Source organism: Vibrio ishigakensis (assembly GCF_024347675.1).
In the GTDB taxonomy this organism is placed as follows: Bacteria; Pseudomonadota; Gammaproteobacteria; order Enterobacterales; family Vibrionaceae; genus Vibrio; species Vibrio ishigakensis.
This window is the reverse complement of record NZ_AP024881.1, coordinates 2,088,975-2,109,015: the sequence shown is the minus strand read 5'-3', so window position 1 is coordinate 2,109,015 and position 20,041 is coordinate 2,088,975. Positions and strand designations below refer to the sequence as shown.

Genomic DNA, 20,041 nt, shown 5'->3' with positions numbered 1-20,041 from the left:
CAGATTGTTTTTACTCAAGTGAAATAAGCGGTGTGCTTCTAACTGTCTTGTTTTTTCTCAATTGACACGCCCCTTTAACAAGATTTCATGTCTTCAGCGTCAAACGGTTTTCGATCTTTAGAAGTGCTTGGTCAGAAATGACTGCGATTAATGCCACGATGACACCTCCTTGCAGAATAAACGCCATGTTGTCAGTTAAGAGTCCTGCAATAATAACTTCACCCAAACCTTTAGAAGCAACTGTAGATCCAATTGTTGCCGTACCAATACTTATGATCATTGAGGTTCGAATTCCCGAAATAATCAGAGGTAGTGCCAAAGGTAACTCTACTTTACGTAGTTGTTGAAGAGGACTCATCCCCATTCCTTTAGCTGCTTCTAAAATACTTTTAGGCGTTTGCTGGAGCCCTGTTACGGTGTTTTCAAAAATAGGTAATAACCCATAGAGAAACAACGCAACTAACGTGGGTTTCAATCCGAAGCCTAGAGAAGGGATAGCTAAGGCGAGTACGGCAACGGGTGGAAATGTTTGTCCTAGATTGGCTAACGCTCTAGCCAATGGTAGAAAATCTCGGCCAAAATCACGAGTAACAAAAATACCACAAAGCAAAGCAACAATCGTTGCTAAACCTATCGCGAGAAAAACAATCAACATATGCCAAAATACAAGGTTTGCGAAGGTGTCCCTATAGTAAATAGCGGGGGCGTCGTTGTGGTTGAAATAAGTGAGTACAGGTTCGAGTAACTCTATCCATGTTATGAGGGTAACTAACACCATTAGCGGTAGTAATAAAGCAAACCAAGATCTAAAACGGGGTTTGCTCATAACTTGGCTCCCCTTTTGAGTATATCTTCAAGAGAAACAGTTCCTATAACGTGTCCATCGGCGTTAGCCACCGCCAAATTGTGTACACCTTCCCAGATATGCATAGAGACTGCGTCTCTTAAGTTAGTATCAGCAGATATTAGAGGTAATCCTGTGCTGTTTGATAAGTTGGTTGACATAATGTCACCAACTTGGCTTAAAGTAAGTAGCCTTAAAGAACGATCTAGTCCTCCAACCATGTTACTTACAAAACCTGGACGAGGGTTTCGTAGTAAATTTTCTGGACTATCAAATTGCAGCAACGAGCCCTTATCCATAACGGCAACAACATCGGCCATTTTTATTGCTTCGTCTATGTCGTGCGTGACCATGATAGTCGTGATACCGAGTATCTTTTGGATGCTGCGTATTTCATCTTGTAATCGATCTCGAGTGAGTGGGTCTAAAGCACCGAACGGTTCATCCATTAATAGTAATTCAGGCTTTGCCGCTAACGCTCTGGCTACACCCACGCGTTGTTGCTCTCCCCCTGAAAGCTGGTGGGGATACTTAGTAGCAAAGCGTGCGTAATCTAAATGGAATAGCCCAAGCAGTTCTTCAACGCGTTCAGTGATCTGTTGTTTATCCCACCCTAAAAGCGAAGGAACAGTGGCGATATTGTCGAAAGTATTGCGATGTGGAAAAAGGCCAACCCCTTGGATGGCATAGCCAACTCTGCGGCGCAGTGACTCTGCAGGTAAAGAAGATGCGTCTTGCCCGTTGATTAAAACGTTACCTGAAGTTGGTTCAATTAATCGGTTGATCATTTTTAGTGTCGTCGATTTGCCGCAACCTGATGTACCTATTAAGGTGCAAAACTGGCCTGTTTCCACGGTCAAAGAGACGTTTTCAACAGCATTTTGTTGACCGAAGCGTTTATTTAGTGCTCGAAGTTCAATCATGATCGTTTGTCTTTGGTCACTTCAATGATGGCATCAATTATGACAGCAGAGAGAAAAGATAAAAAGAGAGTAGGAAGCGCACCTAAAATAATTAGGTCTGTCGCTGTTTGCCCTAACCCTTGGAAAATATAAGTGCCGAATCCACCACCCCCAATTAAACCTGCAACGGCCACTAAACCAATATTCATGGTTACGACAATACGGATCCCGGATAAAATGGTGGGTATTGAGAGTGGAAGTTCAATTCGATAGAGTAACTGCCTATCATTCATTCCCATTCCTCGGGCTGCATCGCGTGTTTTTGCATCAAGCTTGTCGAACCCAGCGGTGGTATTACTGACAACGGGTAAGAGAGAATAGAAAAATAGAGCAATTACAGCAGGTGCGGCTCCAATGCCTTTGATTCCAAACTCAGCCGCTATGGGGAAATTTGAAGCAACATAGCTCAAAGGAATCATTAAAATACCAAACATAGCTAAACTTGGGATAGTTTGCAGTATGTTTAAGATGGGCATAACAGCGCTTCGAATCGTGGGCGAACGGTGGCATTTTATACCGAGTGGAATACCGATGATTACGGCTGGGATTAAGCTACCGAAAGATAGCTGGAGGTGGCGAATAGCTTGTTGCCAGAAAGTAGTTTGGTTTTGGTACTCCTTGATAAGTGATAAGTTGTCCAAGAGGCCGAGACTAAGGGCAGCTAATACAATACTGACTGTCAAAGTGACGAATAGTAGACGTTTTAAACCACTAATACCTAGCTTTATGATAGCATCAGTAATCAGTAATCCAATCAAAAATAAGCTTGTCCAGAAAGCGCTACCTAAGGAAACTCGAGCAAAAGGAGTGGAGTCACTAAGTAATTCATTGGCACTGCTTCCTGAGTTAATAAGTAGAAACAAAGCGGTAATAAAGCAAATGGCAAGTTGTGGCGTAGCTATTCTGGTGATTGAAGAACACAAAATCATCAGTAGTGCTAGCGCTAAAAAAATCAAATATACGGGCATTGGTGTTACCTCAATAAGATAGTAACCCTCACCAGGCATGATTCGATTAGGTTGTAGCTGGACAAAAGGCAGAGCGAACAGAGAGAGTAAAGTTAACATGCTCACTGTCAGCCCCAACTTGTTTATGGAAGAAAAGCTCAATTTGGAACCTGAATTGACCCTGTTACTGACAATTATTGAACAAAACCATTGTTTTGGAGGTAACTTTTAGCTACGGCTTCTGCACTCTCACCACCAATAGCTATGCGGCTGTTAAGGTTTTGCAGTGTATAGAGGTCTAAGGAGGCAAAAATTGGCGTTAGGATATCTTCAATTTGTGGGTTGGCTTTGAGCACACTTTCACGGACAACTGGCGAAGGAGCGTATACCGGTTGAACACCTTTATCATCTTCCATTACAACCAGTCCTACCGATGCGATAGCACCATCTGTACCATAAACCATAGCCGTATTGGTGTTATCAGTTTGTAGTGCGGCTGCTCGAATGGTTGCTGCTGTATTCCCTCCCGATAGAACTAGGATTTGCTGATCTTTTAGCTCGAAGCCATAGGCCTCTTGAAACGCAGGAAGAACAGTTGGAGTGGAAACAAACTCCGCTGATGCTGCGAGCTTAATCTCACCACCTTCAGTTACATACTGACCAAAGTCTGACATGGTCTTGAGGTTGTTTGCTACTGAGATTTCTTTTCTTATTGCGAGTGCCCAAGTGTTGTTTGCATTGGCGGGTGAAAGCCAGACCAACTTATTTGCATCGTAATCTAATGATTTGGCTAAATCATAGCCGTCTTGGAAGTTTTTCCAAGCATCGTCTGCTGTTCTATTGAAGAAGAAGGCAGCGTTACCAGTATACTCAGGATAAATGTCTATCTCTCCAGAGATAATTGCTTTGCGTAGGATAGAAGTCCCGCCCAATTGGATACGGTTTTCAACGTCAAATTCAGCGTTTTTCAAAGACTGATAAATAATTTGACCAAGAAGCCCACCCTCCGTATCTATTTTTGAAGAAACAACAATTTTTCCACCTGAGAATGCAGCAGGGGAGACAGCTAATAGAGTGGCTAAAGTAGCGTTACGTATTATTTTACTTATCAACTTTATATCCTTATTTGTTGATTTAATGAGAACTTGAATTCGCGCGGTAACTAATGTAGCGAGTGTAACGCAGGGTTTATAATTCTGAAAGTGATATCAGAATTATACTCGTAGCCTACAGTTGTAAAGGTATCAAAACAGATAGAGGGCGTGAACTTTTTTCTGAGAAAGTCCAGAAGCTACTTGTGGCTTATGGAATCAAGTTTTGCCCAAATAAAACTGGTTCACTTCACTTAGATGGCAAAGTGGAGCGTTCGCAGAAAAGCGAAAAAAGCGTCTATCCGACTATAGGTATCTCAGTGGGGCTTGAAGAACTGGATTTGGCGCTAGCTGAATGGCAACACTATTAAAGCTGGAACGTCCCTACAGGCTGTTAAAGGGTTTAACTCCGATAGACAGGATTACTCAGGTATCTAACCGACTCCCTTTTGTATGAAGAGATATCTCAGCGCTACGAGGCAAGAAAGAGCGAATCCTAGAGCAGAATTACAAGTTCGATCTTTAGGTAGATAATTGAAACATCCCTACGTATCAAATAGCCTATGTGACTAACGTTAGACTTACTGAATATATACAATCCCGACAGTTACACAGAATCTGTTACAGCCTCGGAAGAATCGCTAAACGGCTTCTTTCTATCTTTTCCTACCGCTTCAACGTTTATCCTAACTCGACGAAGCGATTTCAGGCGAGCAATCTTACCTTCCTCGTTTTAGTCGCGGCATCCTGTCACTCACCCCAATCTAGTACACTTTTTATAGCTTCTTAGACACATCCAAACGAGTCACTCCCGGATAGACTGTAAACCAAATCAAGACACCGGATAATAATGGAGTGACCGACATGTTTAACATAAATAATCTAATTCGTGGTTTCTTTGCAGGTTTTATTGCAACACTTGCACTTACCTCAGTAATGATGATCAAAAGTGCTCTAGGGGTTATGCCCGAGTTTAATCCAATTCATATTCTTGCCAACCTAGCTACTGAACAAATAGGTTTGAGCATGAGTATCGGGGTTGGTTGGGCGATACACTTTCTATTAGGTAGCGCTATATGGGGTGGGGCGCTAGTAATTTTAAATAGTATTCTTCCTGGAAGTAAGCAATTAACTAAAGCCTTGGTGCTTTCGACAGCGGCATGGCTTGCAATGATGGTCGTATTGATGCCTCTAGCAAATCTAGGACTATTTGGACTAACCCTAGGAATTAAAGTGCCAGTGATGACATTAATTCTTCACCTAGTGTTTGGTATAGCCTTGGGCGTATCTTACTCGAAACTTAACAAAGATTAGGTCTGATTTTTAGTTAACCAAAATCTAAGAAAATATTTATTAATGAAAGACGTAAGCAACTTGAGGAAATGATTATGAGCAACTCAAAGAACTTGAACTTAGCACTATACTACTTCGATGGATGTCCTTTCTGTACAGTAGTTAGAAGAGCCATCGATCAGCTCGGACTCGATGTAGAGTTGAGAAATACTATGACAGAACCAAAATATCGTGAAGAACTCCTAGAGGCAAGAAAGAGAGGTACTGTTCCTGTGCTTAAGATTACCAATGAACAGGGAAGTGAAACCTGGATGCCTGAATCAATGGATATTGTAGAATATCTGAGAAGCCTGAAATAATTTCTGTAGTAAGAGAAAATAACTGTAACGATAACGCCTTAATGTGTAGAGAGTTTAATAATGAACAAGCAATTTGATCTAATTTGGATAGGAACTGGTCAAGCAACGATGAGTATTTTGCCTCGCATTCTTAAGGCGGGAAAAACGGTAGCGATTATTGAAGAAGATAAATTTGGAGGAACATGTGTCAACAGTGGCTGTACACCAACAAAAGCACTGGTTGCAGCTGCCAAGGCGATACATCAAGCCAAGCGTGGTTCTGATTTCGGTTTTGACATAGGCGAGCTCAAAGTTGATTTTGAGAAAGTAATGGAGCCACAGAAAAAGACTCGCTCTAAGTCAACTCAAGGTATCGAGTCATGGCTTCAAAACGCAAAAAACTGTACGGTTTTTAAAGGCTCGGGGGAGTTTACTGGCAGTCACACTGTAAAGGTTGGTTCCGAGGAGCTTTATGGTAAACATATTGTCATCAATGTCGGTTCAAGACCAAGGCAAGTAGCGACTCCAGGGGCAGAAGCAGTCAATTGTCTAACCAATAAAAGCTTATTGAATCTGAATACCTTACCAGAGCACCTTGCGGTTGTTGGGGGAAGCTATATTGGACTCGAATTTGCTCAAATCTTTCGACGCTTGGGCAGTAAAGTAACTGTCTTTGAGCGAGGTGAGCAGTTGGTTTTTCGGGAAGACCCTGATATAGCCGAAATTGTAAGAGATGTCTTGTCCTCTGAAGGCATCGATATTGTCTATAACAGCGATGTGGAACAGGTTGAGCCAAAAGATTCTGGAGACTCTGTGCTGGTAGCGTATTCTGAGTCAGGGATAAAAAAGACCTTGAAGGCATCACACATATTATTTGCCGTTGGACGAGAGCCAAATAGCGATAAGTTAGGGTTAAGTAAGGCAGGTGTAGAGGTTGATAGAAGGGGGTTTATTGAGGTTAACCAAACCGTTCAAACAAGCCAGAGTCACATCTATGCCGTTGGTGATGTAAATGGAGAAGGCGCCTTTACTCATACTTCTGTAAATGATGGTGAGATTTTTTGGGATCATTACAGTCGCTTGATGGATATGAACCCTGAGCCTAAGGAGCTCGATAGAACCTTATCTATGCGAACTACCATCTATTCCATGTTTATTGATCCGCCACTTGCTAGAGTTGGAATGAGTGAGACTGAAGCGAGAAAATCGAAACGAAATATACTCATGGCAACGCTACCTATGGAGCGCATTGCGCGCGCTCGGGAGAAACAAGAAACTTACGGGATCGTTAAAATCTTTGTTGATAAAGACAGCGAGCAAATTGTTGGTGCAACAGTATTTGGTACTGGGGGAGACGAAGTGATTGGCATCTTTGCGGCCTTTATGCAGACAAAATTATCATACAAAGTGCTGCGAAGGACTGTTTTCCCTCATCCTACAGTGGGCGAGTTAATGCCTTGGATTATGGATGACTTAAAACCTTTAAATAATTAACAAGATTTGTAGTTTATAAACTAGTTTCCTGGTTGATTTAAAAACAAAGGCTCATTGCAACTACGATGAGCCTTTGTTTTTCATAGAGGTAAATAATTGATTTAAGCATGGCTAGGTAGGATTAAAATCCGTGTGAATTAAGTTAACAATAACTTTGCACACAACTTGCTAAATTTCTCACACATAAATAAGGGGCAGTCCAATTCATAATTAATCTCATAGCTGACAAGAATACCTCAGTTAAAGCAATAGATAGTGAAAAGGTAGGTAAATTATGACTATGAGAGCACACCCAGACGCAGAGTTGATGTCCACTGAAGTTGAAACTATTTCAAATTCTTTATTGAGTTTGAAAGAAGAGATTGATGCTCAAAATTCAGTCCATTTAGCCAATGCAATGAAAAAGTATGATTGCTCTTTGACTGACTTTGCAGACGCAGCAAGTCAATCAGAGCAAAGCTACAAGTCTCTTATTTTATTAAATAATAATAAAGAAAAGCTGCGATTAGTTGAGCGGGCGATAGCTAAATTAAAAAAGGGAACATACGGAGTAAGTGAATTAACTGGAATGCCAATTCCTTTTGAGAGACTAAAGTTAGTTCCATGGGCAACAACCTGCATTAATGATTAAGTGAGGAATACTCTAATGTTAATTTTTACTTTATGCTCTCTTATATTAAATAATTTCTAATGTTGTGATTTATTGATTATTGATTAATGAAGGAAGACCACGGACACTAGGGACTTTGAATCTAGCTCAAACTAGTTTTGCAGTCTGATTTTGACTGGCAAACCGACCTCAAGGCGCTCGATTAACATCGAGCGTTTTTTTATTTCAACCGATACCAACGCAAAGGTGATGGTGATTATTTTTTAGCCTGTATCATCCCCTCGAACCATAGAGCTATCTTTTGGCTATATAGTAACTGTTAAAGGATTCTCTATTTACACCACTGAACTAAATAGACTCCCCCATCACTGTTCGTTGGAATACACAGCTTGCTTGCTAACAGGCTATAGATTACTTTAAAGAAATTGTAGAACACCGAGGGTTTAAGGGGACGACTTTTTTGGTTCACTTACTTTTCATATACGGAGGAAAGCCGGCTCTTATAGATGTTTATACGATACTATTGACTAACACTGGGAGAGGCCACGAGTAGCTTAGTCGAAGGCCTAGATAGTAGCTCGGTAGAAGAAGTCGGTGTGGTAGGTATTGGATTATCTTCGCGATAGAGCGCTGTTATAGGTTGAAGGTGGGCTTTTTATTAGTGTTGTATTGAACTCTTCTTAACAGTCATTTTGTTATGTAATTTAGCTTTCTCCCTATGTTTTAAATAACTATATATGACACCATATAAGAAGAAAGCCTTATATTTTCATATAGGGCTTTCGGATGCGATATTGTTGTTGATGGTATGTTTCTCCTTATTAAAAGTATTAGCGATGGCGATTTTTATCTTCTGATGGTTGTAGCGAGTATCCACCTCCTGTTTTGTTTGATTGGTCTTCAAAAATTCCACCGCCACTCTTATTAGATGGGTCTTGCCAAGTGTATTGTGAAAGACTATCAGTTGAGTTTCCAGAATTGCTTTCTGCATATGCAACACCAGCGGTAGAGGCGATTGTAATTAGAATTAGGTTTAGTGTATTGAATTTCATGATGCTGTCCTTAAATAGATGTTTGCTGTGTTTGTCTGTTTACGGGTTCTATTATTGTCGAATTTAAGGTTTGAGTATGTGCTCTTATTTAGAGAGGATGTGACTATATCAATTAGTTTTGGGTGCATGGATTGCTATTCATACTTGAGATGAGTTAGATAAATTTTGACTGATGCGTATGGGGTTCGTTCTCTGGGGAAATATCGCACAACGTCTGTGTAGAGAGCGGGGATCGATATAGAACAAGATGTCACTGATAGACAGCCTGGCCTATATATGCTCGACTAATCAATTTTGTTAGTGGAAGTATGGGCTGCACAGTGTTTTTGGAATGCAGATAGGCTTATTTGAGATAGATAACTATTGAGTTGGTTTTTGCAGGATGAGATTGGATTAATGCCATAAAATAAAAAAGACCCTATGTCAGTATAGGGTCTTTAGAAATTACTTTTAAGCGAGAGCTTGGAATAAATAGCTATCTGTGTATTTTTTAAATGGGTCTTCCCATCGCAATTTAGTAGAGGTGAAACTCTCTGAAGTGTTTCTTTGTCCATGTTTTATGTACATATTAAAGGTGTGATAGAACGTAGAAAACGCAAAGCTAAAAAAATCCTTGTTCATAATGTTGAGATCCTAAAAATATTCAATTTTTTGTATGGTTCTGTATTAAGTTGCCGATTGTAATTCCATGCCCAATTATAATCGGCAGCCTAGATTAACGATGACGATTTTTTGATTGATTGTTTTTGCTAGGGTCTTCTAACCAATAGCCACCGCCAGTTTTATTTGATGGGTCTGCCCAGTAACCGCCACCGGTTTTGTTTGATGGGTCTTCCCAATATCCGCCACCGCTTTTATTTGAAGGGTCTTCCCAAGTGTATTGAGATAGATTGCTATTAATTGATGCTGTTACAGAGTTGATTGCTGGAGCAGCTGCGTGTGCAAGACTTGCACTAGAAGCAAGAGTAACTAGAGCTAGAGTTAGTGATTTGATTTTCATAATGTGTTCCTCAATTTCTAGATGTTTGGTGTGTTTTGTTTACGAGGCTCATTATTGTCGATAGTGGGGCAGGGGTATGTGTTCTTATTTGTTGCTGTTGTGCCTATTCTGGAACACTATGGAGGCTACAAAGAACTAGCTACCTAGAGTCGCCGAAGCGCGGTGTGACGCTCCCAGTTTCTGTGGCACTTTAAATTAGAGCCTTTCCTACTTTCATATCTTGCCAAACACTCCTAGGGAGTCAGATCATCGAGTGAGTCATGAGGGTGTTCATCGTTGTATTCCTTCATCCACTTTTCTGTCAGTTCTCGGACTTCGCATAGGGTTTTAAATACGTACATGTTGAGTATTTCTGTCCGATAAGTGCGGTTAAATCGCTCTATGTAAGAGTTCTCCTTGGGTTTCCATGGACGGGTAAACTCCAGTTCAACCTTGTTCTCTTTCGTCCAATCAGCCAGAGTGGTTGAAATAAATTCAGGACCATTATCCATGCGCAGCTTACTGGGTAGCCCTCGCCATGCAATAATACGCTTGAGCACCCTTATGATGCGTGGTGCTGACAGGTTTAAATCTACTTCAATAGCCAGTACTTCACGATTGAAATCGTCCACAACATTGAACGTACGAAAGCGCCTGCCGCAGATCAATGCGTCACTCATGAAGTCGATAGACAAGCAACTGTTGATCCACTCTGGACATACAAGTGGCGTTGGATTTCGTTTAGGTAGGCGGTTTTTTCCCTTACGCTGTAGGTTTAACTTGAGTGAACAGTACACACGGCAGGCTCGTTTATGATTCCATCAGTGTCTCTAACGCCTGAGTACTTTAAATCATTTGCCAAATCCGTACGCAGGATAGCACTCTGTGGCCTCCTGTAACTTCGCTATAACCTCATCATCTCCGTGAGGACCTGGTCGGTAGCGATAAACTGAGTCGCTAATGCCAACGGCGCGGCAGGCCATTCGTAAACTAACCTGATATTGTTTGCGAGCGTATTCGAAAAGCTCGCGCTTAACCGATGGCCTTACAGCTTTTTTCTAGAATATCTTTAACGATATGGTGCTCGAGGCTGAGATCGGCAAACATTTGTTTGAGTCTTCGATTCTCATCCTCGAGTTCTTTTAGTCGTTCAACATCTGACGCATCCATACCACCATACTCGGACTTCCATTTGTAATATGTGGCATCAGAGATAACATATTCACGACAGATTTCGCTGACCTTTCGGCCTGCTTCCATCTCCTTCAGGATCTTTACGATTTGTGTTTCTGTGCAGCGTGATTTTTTCATCATGCGTTCTACGTTTGTTTCAGCCTAAACGGAAAACTCTAATTGCTAGCGACCAGTTTTTTGGGGAGGGTTACACCTCATTCATATCTTCGACGGACTCAGATTGTCTAGTTGAAGACTGAAACTTCTGAACGTTGGTATGATAGAAATGAAGGTCTGATGTTAACCAAATCCTACCTTTGAGGTTTTCACTACGTAATTTCTGCCCGAATTTAATGTTCATCTAAGTACTGAATAATCTCCAATCTAAGGTTAATAATCTAGCATAGTGAAATTGGAATGGCGGTGAGTCAGTGTACTCTAACCCTTTTACTCCTAACAAAAATCTGTCCAAAGACGTGTTGGTGTCTCAGTACTAACACGCCTTTGCCTTGAAGTTTGTTAGAGATTTAAACCAATGCACACTACTCTTCATTCAGTGTATCAATAAACGCTTCATATAATAATTCAGTTGTTGGTACGCTTTATGTCAACTTTTTATGAGATTAATTCGAACGTTCAGATAGCTATGGAGGAGAAATGACTCTTTTGGAATATGTCATTATTGCGATTGTCGGGATTGTATTGATTGTGTCATATGTCGGAGTCCACCTTGTTTGGGCTATTGCTACTATTCTCGGTGTTGTTTCTTTTATGGTACATAGATTAGTTGGTGTTGCTCTGTGTATCGCTATTTTAGCTTTGTACTTCATGTTTAATTGAAGTTAATTTGAAGCGAGTACACATGAATATCATGTTCTTCATAGTGGCCACTTCGTAACTCTGAAGTGTCCAAAAACGTTGCAGTTGAACTTGCCCGGAGCCCTTTGATCTCGTTACGATTTAAAAAACTCCTACTTTATTCATACCAGACGGGATTCACCTGATACTAGAGTTGAAGTCTAAATAATAGAGAAGGAGATCTTATGACGGATGCACTATTGCAGGAAGAGCAGATATTCTTACATGAGTTACAAGAGTTGTATTTAAAACTCAAAGAAACAAGCACAGAAATACAACAACACGAAGACAACCTCAGAACTGAAGAAACAGGGTCATGATTCGTTTACTCGTAATTCTTGCCATTCTTGGTTTGCCATCTACCTCATTGGCGCGAATACTTAGCTTTGATATTGAGCCAAAACAAATCCTTAGATTCACATCTCACAATGATGGTAGCAGCATTACAGTTTCGGCTTCTGTAGCAGACGAATTTTTAAAATTGACACAAAATCACGTGGGCCAAACAGTTGCAGTGACCATTGATGGGCACCCATACGCAGTCTTCACTATTCAAACAACATACAGAGCAGAATCCTTTCGTGGCAACCAATTGCCTGAAAGGATCGCTGAATATATCCATTACTATCAGTGGTTCGCCTACCCAATACACTCGAGTAAGGTCATACACCACAGCAATTGATGCATCTCACTACAAAGATGAGACAACCCATTTTTGGATTTGAGCTTCTCCGAGCTGTGAAAATCCCAAAGTACATTTTTTAGCAATCTGTTTACTCAGATAGCCGAAGAGCGTCTTCCAACTCCACACCAAGATAGCGAATCGTGTTATCCAACTTAGTATGTCCGAGTAACAGTTGTACTGCCCTGATATTCTTTGTCCGAGCGTAGATTAGTGTAGCTTTCGTACGTCGCATAGAGTGTGTTCCATAGTTATCTGCATTCAACCCCAGTTTACTTGCCCAATTTCTGATTATGGAACGATAAAAAGAGTAACTGATAGATTGCCGTTTGCGACGTGAACTAGGGAAAAGAAAACAGGGTCCATTTAGTGAGGATGAGAATAACCAATGACCAATACTTTGCTGAGTCCTCGGCGTAATTTCAAAATGCACGTCAGACCCCGTTTTTTGCTGCAAACACTGCACCCGTTCGTGAACAACACCTTCAGATGAAACATCACATACACGAAGTTTTAGTAAATCACACGACCTCAATTTACTATCAATAGCCAAATTTAGTAATGCAAGTTGCATTAAGTCGTTTTCTAACTCCAGTCGAGTTCTGATTCTCCAGATTTCTTCCAGTTTAAATGGTCTTTTTATACCACTACTTGTTCTGGTTGATTGACTCTTCATGTCGGCCTCCTTTGAGTTGCTGACCAACAACGATTTTAGAGAGGCAATACTGATGTTCTTTTCAAGATAGTCATGGAGTCTTCAAGGTTACGATGTGTCAAGCTAATAAATTTTTGGACAAACACTTGTTGTAGATTTTGCTAATTTAGCAAGTTATGGATTAATTTATTTATGGCAAAATCACTATTAACACGGGCAGTCTTTGTCACCTAGTTGGCAAACAATGCACAGAGTCACATAAAGCAAAGTGTTATTTGGCTCCACTCAATGTGGGGGACCTCACAGAATTAAAAATTAATTCGAGTTCAATCTCAAATCATCAAAATAGTAATAAACGTACACATATACTGAATAGGAAAGTCTGAATAAAAACCCGCCAAACTCGTCGTGAGGCGAGGACGGAAAGCCACGGGTCTTGATTCTATTTCTCTCAATATGTCAGGGAGTTATTAAGCATTAAGATAGCCGGGTTGCGAACATGGAAGTATTAGCAATGAAGAAAACTATGTATTTAGCAGTTGCTCTTCTGGCAACCGCTTCATCCAGTGTACTTGCCGAAAATAACTACTCTTGTAACAACTTACCTGCCCTTGCTAAATGGGAAGATTTTGAAGTCACACGAAGTGACTGGAGAAACGGTGTTACGTACAAAGAGATTGAGACGGTTTCTGGCCATAAAGGCGTTCGCCTTTCTGGTGAGGGGATCGGGGGTGGCTTGTGCTTTGATAGTGTGGGTCTTGGTAAAACTGCTTATGCAAAAAGAGCCTGGAAAGCTCTTGGCAGTTCAAGTTCCTTAGGCGACAAAGTGAACTCAGTATCTTCTAACCCCACAGTGGGCCTATACAAAATTGCTGTTGAAGACGGTATGGATAACTACGGGTTAGTTCTCTCCGGTGGTGGCATTGGCGGGAAGCTTGGATTTGAAGACGAAGAACTTGGCTTGGAGTTTTTGGCTTGGTACCACGATGGACAATTTAAAGGTAACGGGAGAATCACTGGGGATAAAGCCAAATTGAATAGCTTCACTAACAAAAAAGGTCAGCGTGTTGTGAAACTCGGCGGGCAAAGTGTTAGTGGTAGTATCACCGTGAAATACTAACGTAGTATTTCCATTTTTACCGCTCTAAATTAGTTTAAAGCCATCTGATAACCAGATGGCTTTTTGGGTTTTGACTACAAGTCAGCAGATGGGAATAAACTGTGAGGGGAGAGTCATGACCTTTAGGTCAACGAGTCTAGATATTTTTTTACAGGCAGTGAGGGAGTATGCTCATCTAGTTTAATCTGTATCTAGCGACACTTACTGTTGTCACCTTCTCCATCAGTGTAAATCGTACCAGAGTCATTGCCACTGTATCGGATACAAAAGTTACCATTTGAAGCATCGGAGATAACAAACGTGGTTTGATTTTCAAAAAGACAAATAAAATTGCCATCCAAGCTAGGATGCTTCTTCTTTGGTATGCCATTGATGTTTCCCGCCTGAGTTTGGGTAAAATCAAGTAATCCAACTGCCCTACACGCATCAGCATAACTAAGTCTGTTGCGGAAAATAGCGAGGTCAAGACCGTTGCTATAGGTGACTGATTCAACTCTACCATTAGCATTGCTATTAACTCGACTTTCTACGTTAAGTAATGCCTCGACATTATTCATAACCTCAGCAATCGAGCCTTTAACGCTTTTCAAACTGGCAACTCTGGCTTCGTCTCCCAAGTTTAAAAATTTAGGTAATGCAGTAACGGATAGTACGCCAAGAATGACTATTACTACAATCAACTCTATAAGCGTAAACCCTTTGTTTCGTCTAATTCTATTAATCATTCAGCATGCTTCAGATATAAACACAACTGTAACATTCTAAACAAGTTTCGGCTGTATTAATACGAACTACACTGTAACCGCGTCGTAAAATTCGAAAAAATCACGAGCATCTTCGAACGACTTGAACAGAGAATTAGCACACTAATCAAAGTGTATAACCATCAAATCCAACGCCGTACTCTGCAGGTGTATTCAGTATATTGCTTTGGAAAAAGCGATTTAAGTTGGCGTTCTTCAACTTTTACTTGGCTATGCAATGTAAACAATCCAATCAGTAGGCAAATAAGAGAAAAGTAAGATGGTAAGGCAAAGAAAAAACCCAGCTGAGCAGTAGTGACGGCAATATACATTGGGTTTCTCGAGTATCGATAAAAGCCGTGCGTTATGATCTTGGCAGGTGCGTTAGGGTCGATACCCGAACGCCACAGTTCTCCAAGTTTAAAGTGAATTACGGAGGTGGCAGTAAATCCAAGTCCAAGCCCAAGTAGCAACATGCCCAAGAATTGGAATATCGGCGAAACCAAAGACGTTATCATTCCCAAATAGCTATCAATAGTCGGATATGCCAAACGCAACAAACACACACAACAGATGCAGGTTCGAAACAACCTAAACGTCAACTGGTTACACCATTCTTTAGTATATTTTTCACCTACAAATACAACTTCTGAGGCTATCGCACTCTTGACCACGATAATTCTCACTACATAAAAAGTAGCGACAAAACTAAAAAATAGAGCCAGAAAAATGCGCGTGAATTCAGTGATATCCTGCATATAAGTGCTCGCGTAAATCAAAAGTGAAGTGCTTCTGAATCAGTAGGGCGTGATGAATGATGATTGAAGACATTGATTAGGGTTAAGCAAGTTCTACCAAAAGCAATTTGGCTACCCCTCAAAGTTAGCTTAGATGTCATAAGTGCCAGAATCAATGTGCTGCTCCGAGGTGGTTAACCATCGAGTAACGAGTTAAACAGTACTTAGTTTCCAGCGACTAGCGTCTTGAGCGGTGAGAATAACGCTCTACTCTTATCTGAGAATTACAAATTACTAATAGAAAAATACTAAGCCAATGTTCGCACTGTTTACACAAGGCAAAATATTACGTAAATCGAAAAGGGGCAGAGGCGTGTTAGCGGGGCTATTGCTAACTCACCTTTGCCCCAAGGCGTGTTTAGAAGGCAAGAAAACATCACTAATTTAATTTGTGCGACAAGCTGTTGCACGAACTCCCCCTCAATTTAGCAAGAGACTCTTGCTAAAATCACTCTGAAGCTCCTCTGCCCCAAAGAGTGTTTTAATTTCGCTATTGAACACATAACCATCACTTCCTTTGATCTGCATTTCCTAATGTCAGCAGCTCAAAAAAACTAGCTAGTGTCTACTGAGTGAGTAACTATTAACAGTACAGTTATTGGAGAACTTTAATTAGATGACTAAGATCAAAGTTTTGCTAATTGTTGTTGTCAAATTATTGAAATCAAATGTTAACCTCCTCAACCCTATGAAATGAGTGCAAGACACATCTTTATCGGTCCGTGATGGCTATATGGATATAGTGGTTAATAAGTTTATTAGGTGTTTAAAGGTGATTAACGACAGTAAATATGATCGGGCTGAAGAACTAGTCTCTGCCGTTTGTAATAATGATGAAAAAAGAGTATCAACCCTATTAGAAGAAGGTGTTGATGTACATTATAACGATAACGAAGCACTGTGGTTGGCTATATCAAACCGTTTTGCAGGAATTACGCTTTTGTTATTAGATGCTGGAGCTTATATTGACGACCGTGACGGCGAAATATGGGAACTGGCATGTACTCAAAATGCTATTGATGACGACTTTAGCAATCTTATTCAATTAGGTGCAAATGCAATATCAGGTCTAGATTATGCCTCACAGTTAGATGTTGCTCTGAATAAGGGTAACGCAATACTTGTTGATTTTTTGATCCAACGTTTTCCCTCCGAACTAAATGCTGAAGGGTTAATATTAGGTATGGAATACAGAAAATCAAATGTGGTGGAGTACTTCTTGGAGAAAGAAGTAAATTTTGACCTATGCAATGTGGAAAACGCCCATATTTTGTTTACTGCTTGGGATTCGGGGTACAGCCATCTAATGCCTAAATTAGTCAAGTTCGGTGTGGATATATCAGATGCGGTACATGACTATCAGTTTGGGAGTTACATCTGTGCAAGCTCTCTACCCTCGGAGTTTCTTAGCAAATTACTTAAGTTGTCGGAACATGATTCTGATGTATGTGAGTCAATCGCATCTATTGGAATAGGTAATAAGCAATTCGATGTTGCAGTTGATGCTATTAATGGTATTGCTCATGATGCTGACAAGTTAGGGGATATTTTTTTTCGTGCGCTTTTATGTGATGCAGAGGTGTTGTATCCGCTACTAATGAAGTTAAAAGCAGATATTCAACTCAACGAAACAGACGATATTGACTGGCTCAATCCATTTGTAAATCATTGTACCGATCGTGATTTAGTATGTTATCTATTGCTTAGGGCTGGTCCTTGGGTTGCTAACGATGGGTATTTACTTGATAAAGCCATTGAGGATGGCGACACCGAGTGGGCAAAGACATTAATCATGCTCGGAGTTGAGTCTAATAAGCCGATGTATATGAATGCGGAGTTAGAAAAACTAATTGATAATATTGAGGGAAATAAGAACTATCAATTTGAATTTTATTTAAACTTAGCTGAAAAATTTGGAGGGCAACCAGCAGAAGAAGTTGCTGATGCATTCATGCAGGGACATGTTGTGGAGCAAGATAAATCTAAAGCTATATTCTGGTACAGACAAGCAGTTAATTGGGGAAGTACCTCTGCAATGAGAAAATTGGCTAGAATACTAGCTACTGGTGATGGGGTAGAGCAAAATAAACAAGAAGCGATTTCTTTGTATAGGACTTTTACAAAGGATACTACGTTCGTGAAAGATTTAGAGGTTCATGAAATGTCTGATGATCAGATCATTTCACGATTAGCGGTTATGATCCCATAACTGTATCTGCCGGAAGCCGAACCACTATAGCTCGGTAAAGCAACGTTTATTTTGTTTAAAAAATTATGTCTAGTAATCGAACACTGCGCCACATGGCGATACTGCGCTATATTCCTCAAGAGCCTCAATATACGACGACGAGAGAGCTAAGTGATAAGCTGAGTAATGATGGCTTTGATATTAATATGCGGATGCTACAGAGGGACATTGAAATACTATGTTGTCAGCACCCTTTGAGCTGCGATGATACTGTAAGGCCGCATCGTTGGTTTCGTATTCAAGGGGTAAACGATGTAACGTTTGAAATGACGCCCAGCCTAGCTCTCGCTATTAATATGCTGAGTGAACAGTCTCATTATTTGTTGCCTCGACAAGTTCATGACAATCTAAAAGGCTTCTTTTTACAAGCAACTCAAAAGTTTACTGTCGCACCAGAAAACCAGCTATACCATTGGCCATCGCGTATCGCTAACATGTCTCCTGGTTTTCAGCTTTGTAAGCCGTTAATTGACGACAAAGTGCTGCAAGTTGTTGAACGAGCTTTGATCCAACAAACGCCATTAGAGATTAGTTATCGGCCTCGACCACCAAGGTATAGTAAGAAGTATCAAATAAACCCTTTAGGTCTGGTTACTCGTGGGCCTGTTTATTATCTTATTGCGACACTACGCGAAAGTGGCGACTATCGACATTTTGTATTACATCGAATTCAAGATGTCGAATTGATAACCACCGTGCAACACCGGGTACAAAATTTCAACTTATCGACCTACATAAAAAACGGCAACCTGAGTTTCCCGAAAGACAATGAGATAACACTAGAGCTGAAAGTGTCCTATATCGAAGGTTACCACCTGCTTGAAACCACAATCCATCCAGAGCAAGAAATCAGCTACCCAGACCCTCACCACTTCGTTGTAAAAGCAAAAGTTAATCATACCGAAGAACTTAAGTGGTGGTTAATGTCGCTTTCTGACATTAGTGAAGTCATAGGACCTAATTTTTTAAGAAGGGAACTCACAGAGAGCTTAGAAAAAGCGGTACGTCAATATCAGTCAAACTAAGGCGTTATTCAAACGCCTTAGTGTTGAAGGTTAAGGTCGTTATTTGATTTTTTCTGATTTGATCCAACCAATCTGGCTCTTTGGCGGCTCTTCATCGCGGATACGCTTATAAGCATCGCTCACATGGTAAGCCCAGACTCGGCGTTTGGTTCGGCGACCGTTGAGTGTGAATGTGATCAGATATTCTTTCATTGCATCGTTCTCTTGATTGATAGTGTTGACACCATTTTCCATATTATGGCGTCACAATTTGACTTGAATTGAAACGACACGCCATGACGCATAACCGTCATACACTAAAGACTTTGAAACAAGTAAGGACGATAATTCATGCTACTTTGGATTACCGAGACTCCGGAGCAACAATACGAAAGTGATGAGTTGATCATTCGCTCTCCGAGTCAGATAAGAGCAATCAGCCCGAATGGACCCGCTTTTGTCGTTATTGATAGTCAAACCCCCACTCCTGAAATGATGGAGTGGGCTTCAAAACGCCACCAAGCTACGTTTTGGTGGAAACCCACTACAGAAGTACCTAAGGCGCATTGTTATGTGGATATAGCTGAATGTTGTGCGACTGAGTTCACTCTATTAATCACCGATATATACCATCGAAATGGTGTAATTAACGTATCACTTTCAGAGTTAGAGTCCGTGGTTAAGTCTTATGAAAAGGCTCAGGTTTTTCATGTCTCAAGTGACAGAGGCCCTTCACACCATCATCAATGCTGGTCTTTTGGTTACCTTATACATCGAGATTGCAGTGCAAATATTGATGACTTCCAACGCGTGACTGAGTTGGGGAGAAGCCACTTTAACATTGAAGAAATGATCAATCTTATCATTCCAGGTGACGGACTCAATTTACTCCTTACGTTTTCGAAAGCGTGAGTCTAATTATTATGTGTAGAAAAGGTTAATCGACAGCAGCATGGCAGCAGAAATAGAAAAGTTTATGCACCAGAATACGAAAACCAGCCACAAACGATGGGAATCTATTGTTACGTGTGATTTTCAATATTTCGTAAGGAGTGTAAAACAGCTCAAATGCTTAACTAGTAATAACCCTCAAGTATGAAGTTCACTAAGTGTTAGTGGCTAACCGACTGCCTAATATATATTGATTAAAA

The 20,041-nt window shown here is 40.7% G+C and carries 20 protein-coding genes, 2 pseudogenes and 1 riboswitch; of the genes and pseudogenes, 11 read left to right on the top strand and 11 right to left on the bottom strand.

The annotated features are described in order from the left end of the window. Window positions 1-85: 85 nt before the first annotated feature. The 4 genes from Pcarn_RS09600 to osmF form a co-directional block, all read right to left on the bottom strand. Complete coding sequence (locus tag Pcarn_RS09600; RefSeq protein ID WP_261833648.1) at window positions 86-826, bottom strand: ABC transporter permease; 741 nt, start codon at window positions 824-826, stop codon at window positions 86-88. Further along, window positions 823-1,767 (bottom strand): ABC transporter ATP-binding protein, encoded by a 945-nt coding sequence (locus tag Pcarn_RS09595; protein ID WP_261833647.1) that lies wholly within the window; start codon window positions 1,765-1,767, stop codon window positions 823-825. The genes Pcarn_RS09600 and Pcarn_RS09595 overlap by 4 nt, the downstream gene beginning before the upstream one ends. After that, window positions 1,764-2,873 carry an ABC transporter permease gene (locus Pcarn_RS09590; RefSeq protein ID WP_261835665.1) on the bottom strand — a complete coding sequence of 370 codons (1,110 nt, stop codon included), beginning with the start codon at window positions 2,871-2,873 and terminating at the stop codon, window positions 1,764-1,766. The genes Pcarn_RS09595 and Pcarn_RS09590 overlap by 4 nt, the downstream gene beginning before the upstream one ends. A 74-nt stretch (window positions 2,874-2,947) precedes the next feature. Then, a complete protein-coding gene (gene osmF / locus Pcarn_RS09585; protein WP_261833646.1) occupies window positions 2,948-3,865 on the bottom strand; it encodes a glycine betaine ABC transporter substrate-binding protein OsmF in 918 nt (305 codons plus the stop codon). A gap of 131 nt (window positions 3,866-3,996) precedes the next feature. Between osmF and Pcarn_RS09580 the strand changes: the two are divergent. The 5 genes and pseudogenes from Pcarn_RS09580 to Pcarn_RS09560 form a co-directional block, all read left to right on the top strand. After that, window positions 3,997-4,370, top strand: a pseudogene (locus Pcarn_RS09580) (IS481 family transposase); the annotation flags it as partial. Window positions 4,371-4,708: 338 nt separating this feature from the next. Continuing rightward, window positions 4,709-5,158, top strand: a complete 450-nt coding sequence (locus Pcarn_RS09575; RefSeq protein WP_261833645.1) for a DUF6789 family protein — start codon at window positions 4,709-4,711, stop codon at window positions 5,156-5,158. Between the two features lie 74 nt (window positions 5,159-5,232). Continuing rightward, on the top strand, window positions 5,233-5,496 hold the full coding sequence (locus Pcarn_RS09570) for a glutathione S-transferase N-terminal domain-containing protein (RefSeq protein ID WP_261833644.1): 264 nt from the start codon (window positions 5,233-5,235) through the stop codon (window positions 5,494-5,496). Between the two features lie 60 nt (window positions 5,497-5,556). Then, complete coding sequence (locus Pcarn_RS09565; protein WP_261833643.1) at window positions 5,557-6,969, top strand: mercuric reductase; 1,413 nt, start codon at window positions 5,557-5,559, stop codon at window positions 6,967-6,969. A 274-nt stretch (window positions 6,970-7,243) separates the two neighbouring features. Further along, entirely contained in the window at window positions 7,244-7,600 is a 357-nt protein-coding gene (locus tag Pcarn_RS09560) for a TraR/DksA family transcriptional regulator (RefSeq protein ID WP_261833642.1), read from the top strand. A gap of 809 nt (window positions 7,601-8,409) precedes the next feature. Here the strand turns inward: Pcarn_RS09560 and Pcarn_RS09555 are convergent. From Pcarn_RS09555 to Pcarn_RS09545, 3 genes and pseudogenes are all read right to left on the bottom strand, one after another. After that, window positions 8,410-8,631 carry a hypothetical protein gene (locus tag Pcarn_RS09555; protein ID WP_261833641.1) on the bottom strand — a complete coding sequence of 74 codons (222 nt, stop codon included), beginning with the start codon at window positions 8,629-8,631 and terminating at the stop codon, window positions 8,410-8,412. A gap of 715 nt (window positions 8,632-9,346) precedes the next feature. Further along, window positions 9,347-9,631, bottom strand: coding sequence for a hypothetical protein (locus tag Pcarn_RS09550; protein WP_261833640.1), 285 nt, complete (start codon window positions 9,629-9,631; stop codon window positions 9,347-9,349). A 233-nt stretch (window positions 9,632-9,864) separates the two neighbouring features. Continuing rightward, window positions 9,865-10,921, bottom strand: a pseudogene (locus tag Pcarn_RS09545) (IS3 family transposase). Between the two features lie 519 nt (window positions 10,922-11,440). On the opposite strand from Pcarn_RS09545, the gene Pcarn_RS09540 reads away from it, so the two are divergent. Then, window positions 11,441-11,623, top strand: coding sequence for a hypothetical protein (locus Pcarn_RS09540; protein ID WP_261833639.1), 183 nt, complete (start codon window positions 11,441-11,443; stop codon window positions 11,621-11,623). Window positions 11,624-11,826: 203 nt separating this feature from the next. After that, window positions 11,827-11,961, top strand: coding sequence for a hypothetical protein (locus Pcarn_RS09535; protein ID WP_261833638.1), 135 nt, complete (start codon window positions 11,827-11,829; stop codon window positions 11,959-11,961). A 453-nt stretch (window positions 11,962-12,414) separates the two neighbouring features. Here Pcarn_RS09535 and Pcarn_RS09530 read toward each other — a convergent pair whose 3' ends face one another. After that, on the bottom strand, window positions 12,415-12,999 hold the full coding sequence (locus Pcarn_RS09530; RefSeq protein ID WP_261833637.1) for a tyrosine-type recombinase/integrase: 585 nt from the start codon (window positions 12,997-12,999) through the stop codon (window positions 12,415-12,417). A gap of 365 nt (window positions 13,000-13,364) precedes the next feature. Further along, window positions 13,365-13,477: riboswitch (cyclic di-GMP riboswitch) on the top strand. On the opposite strand from Pcarn_RS09530, the gene Pcarn_RS09525 reads away from it, so the two are divergent. After that, window positions 13,478-14,098, top strand: coding sequence for a hypothetical protein (locus tag Pcarn_RS09525; RefSeq protein WP_261833636.1), 621 nt, complete (start codon window positions 13,478-13,480; stop codon window positions 14,096-14,098). 191 nt (window positions 14,099-14,289) lie between these two features. On the opposite strand, the gene Pcarn_RS22135 is transcribed toward Pcarn_RS09525, so the two are convergent. Both Pcarn_RS22135 and Pcarn_RS09515 read right to left on the bottom strand, forming a co-directional pair. Further along, entirely contained in the window at window positions 14,290-14,811 is a 522-nt protein-coding gene (locus Pcarn_RS22135) for a type II secretion system protein (RefSeq protein ID WP_315972688.1), read from the bottom strand. 173 nt (window positions 14,812-14,984) lie between these two features. Continuing rightward, a complete protein-coding gene (locus Pcarn_RS09515) occupies window positions 14,985-15,599 on the bottom strand; it encodes a methyltransferase family protein (RefSeq protein WP_261833635.1) in 615 nt (204 codons plus the stop codon). An 811-nt stretch (window positions 15,600-16,410) separates the two neighbouring features. Here Pcarn_RS09515 and Pcarn_RS09510 point away from each other — a divergent pair. Together Pcarn_RS09510 and Pcarn_RS09505 are read left to right on the top strand one after the other, a co-directional pair. Beyond that, window positions 16,411-17,847 (top strand): tetratricopeptide repeat protein, encoded by a 1,437-nt coding sequence (locus Pcarn_RS09510; RefSeq protein WP_261833634.1) that lies wholly within the window; start codon window positions 16,411-16,413, stop codon window positions 17,845-17,847. A gap of 92 nt (window positions 17,848-17,939) precedes the next feature. Beyond that, the gene (locus tag Pcarn_RS09505; RefSeq protein WP_261833633.1) at window positions 17,940-18,911 is read left to right on the top strand and encodes a helix-turn-helix transcriptional regulator; all 972 of its coding nucleotides are present in this window, start codon (window positions 17,940-17,942) and stop codon (window positions 18,909-18,911) included. A 39-nt stretch (window positions 18,912-18,950) separates the two neighbouring features. Here Pcarn_RS09505 and Pcarn_RS09500 read toward each other — a convergent pair whose 3' ends face one another. Continuing rightward, window positions 18,951-19,145, bottom strand: coding sequence for a hypothetical protein (locus Pcarn_RS09500; protein WP_261833632.1), 195 nt, complete (start codon window positions 19,143-19,145; stop codon window positions 18,951-18,953). A 96-nt stretch (window positions 19,146-19,241) separates the two neighbouring features. On the opposite strand from Pcarn_RS09500, the gene Pcarn_RS09495 reads away from it, so the two are divergent. After that, window positions 19,242-19,802 carry a hypothetical protein gene (locus Pcarn_RS09495; RefSeq protein WP_261833631.1) on the top strand — a complete coding sequence of 187 codons (561 nt, stop codon included), beginning with the start codon at window positions 19,242-19,244 and terminating at the stop codon, window positions 19,800-19,802. Window positions 19,803-20,041 lie beyond the last annotated feature (239 nt).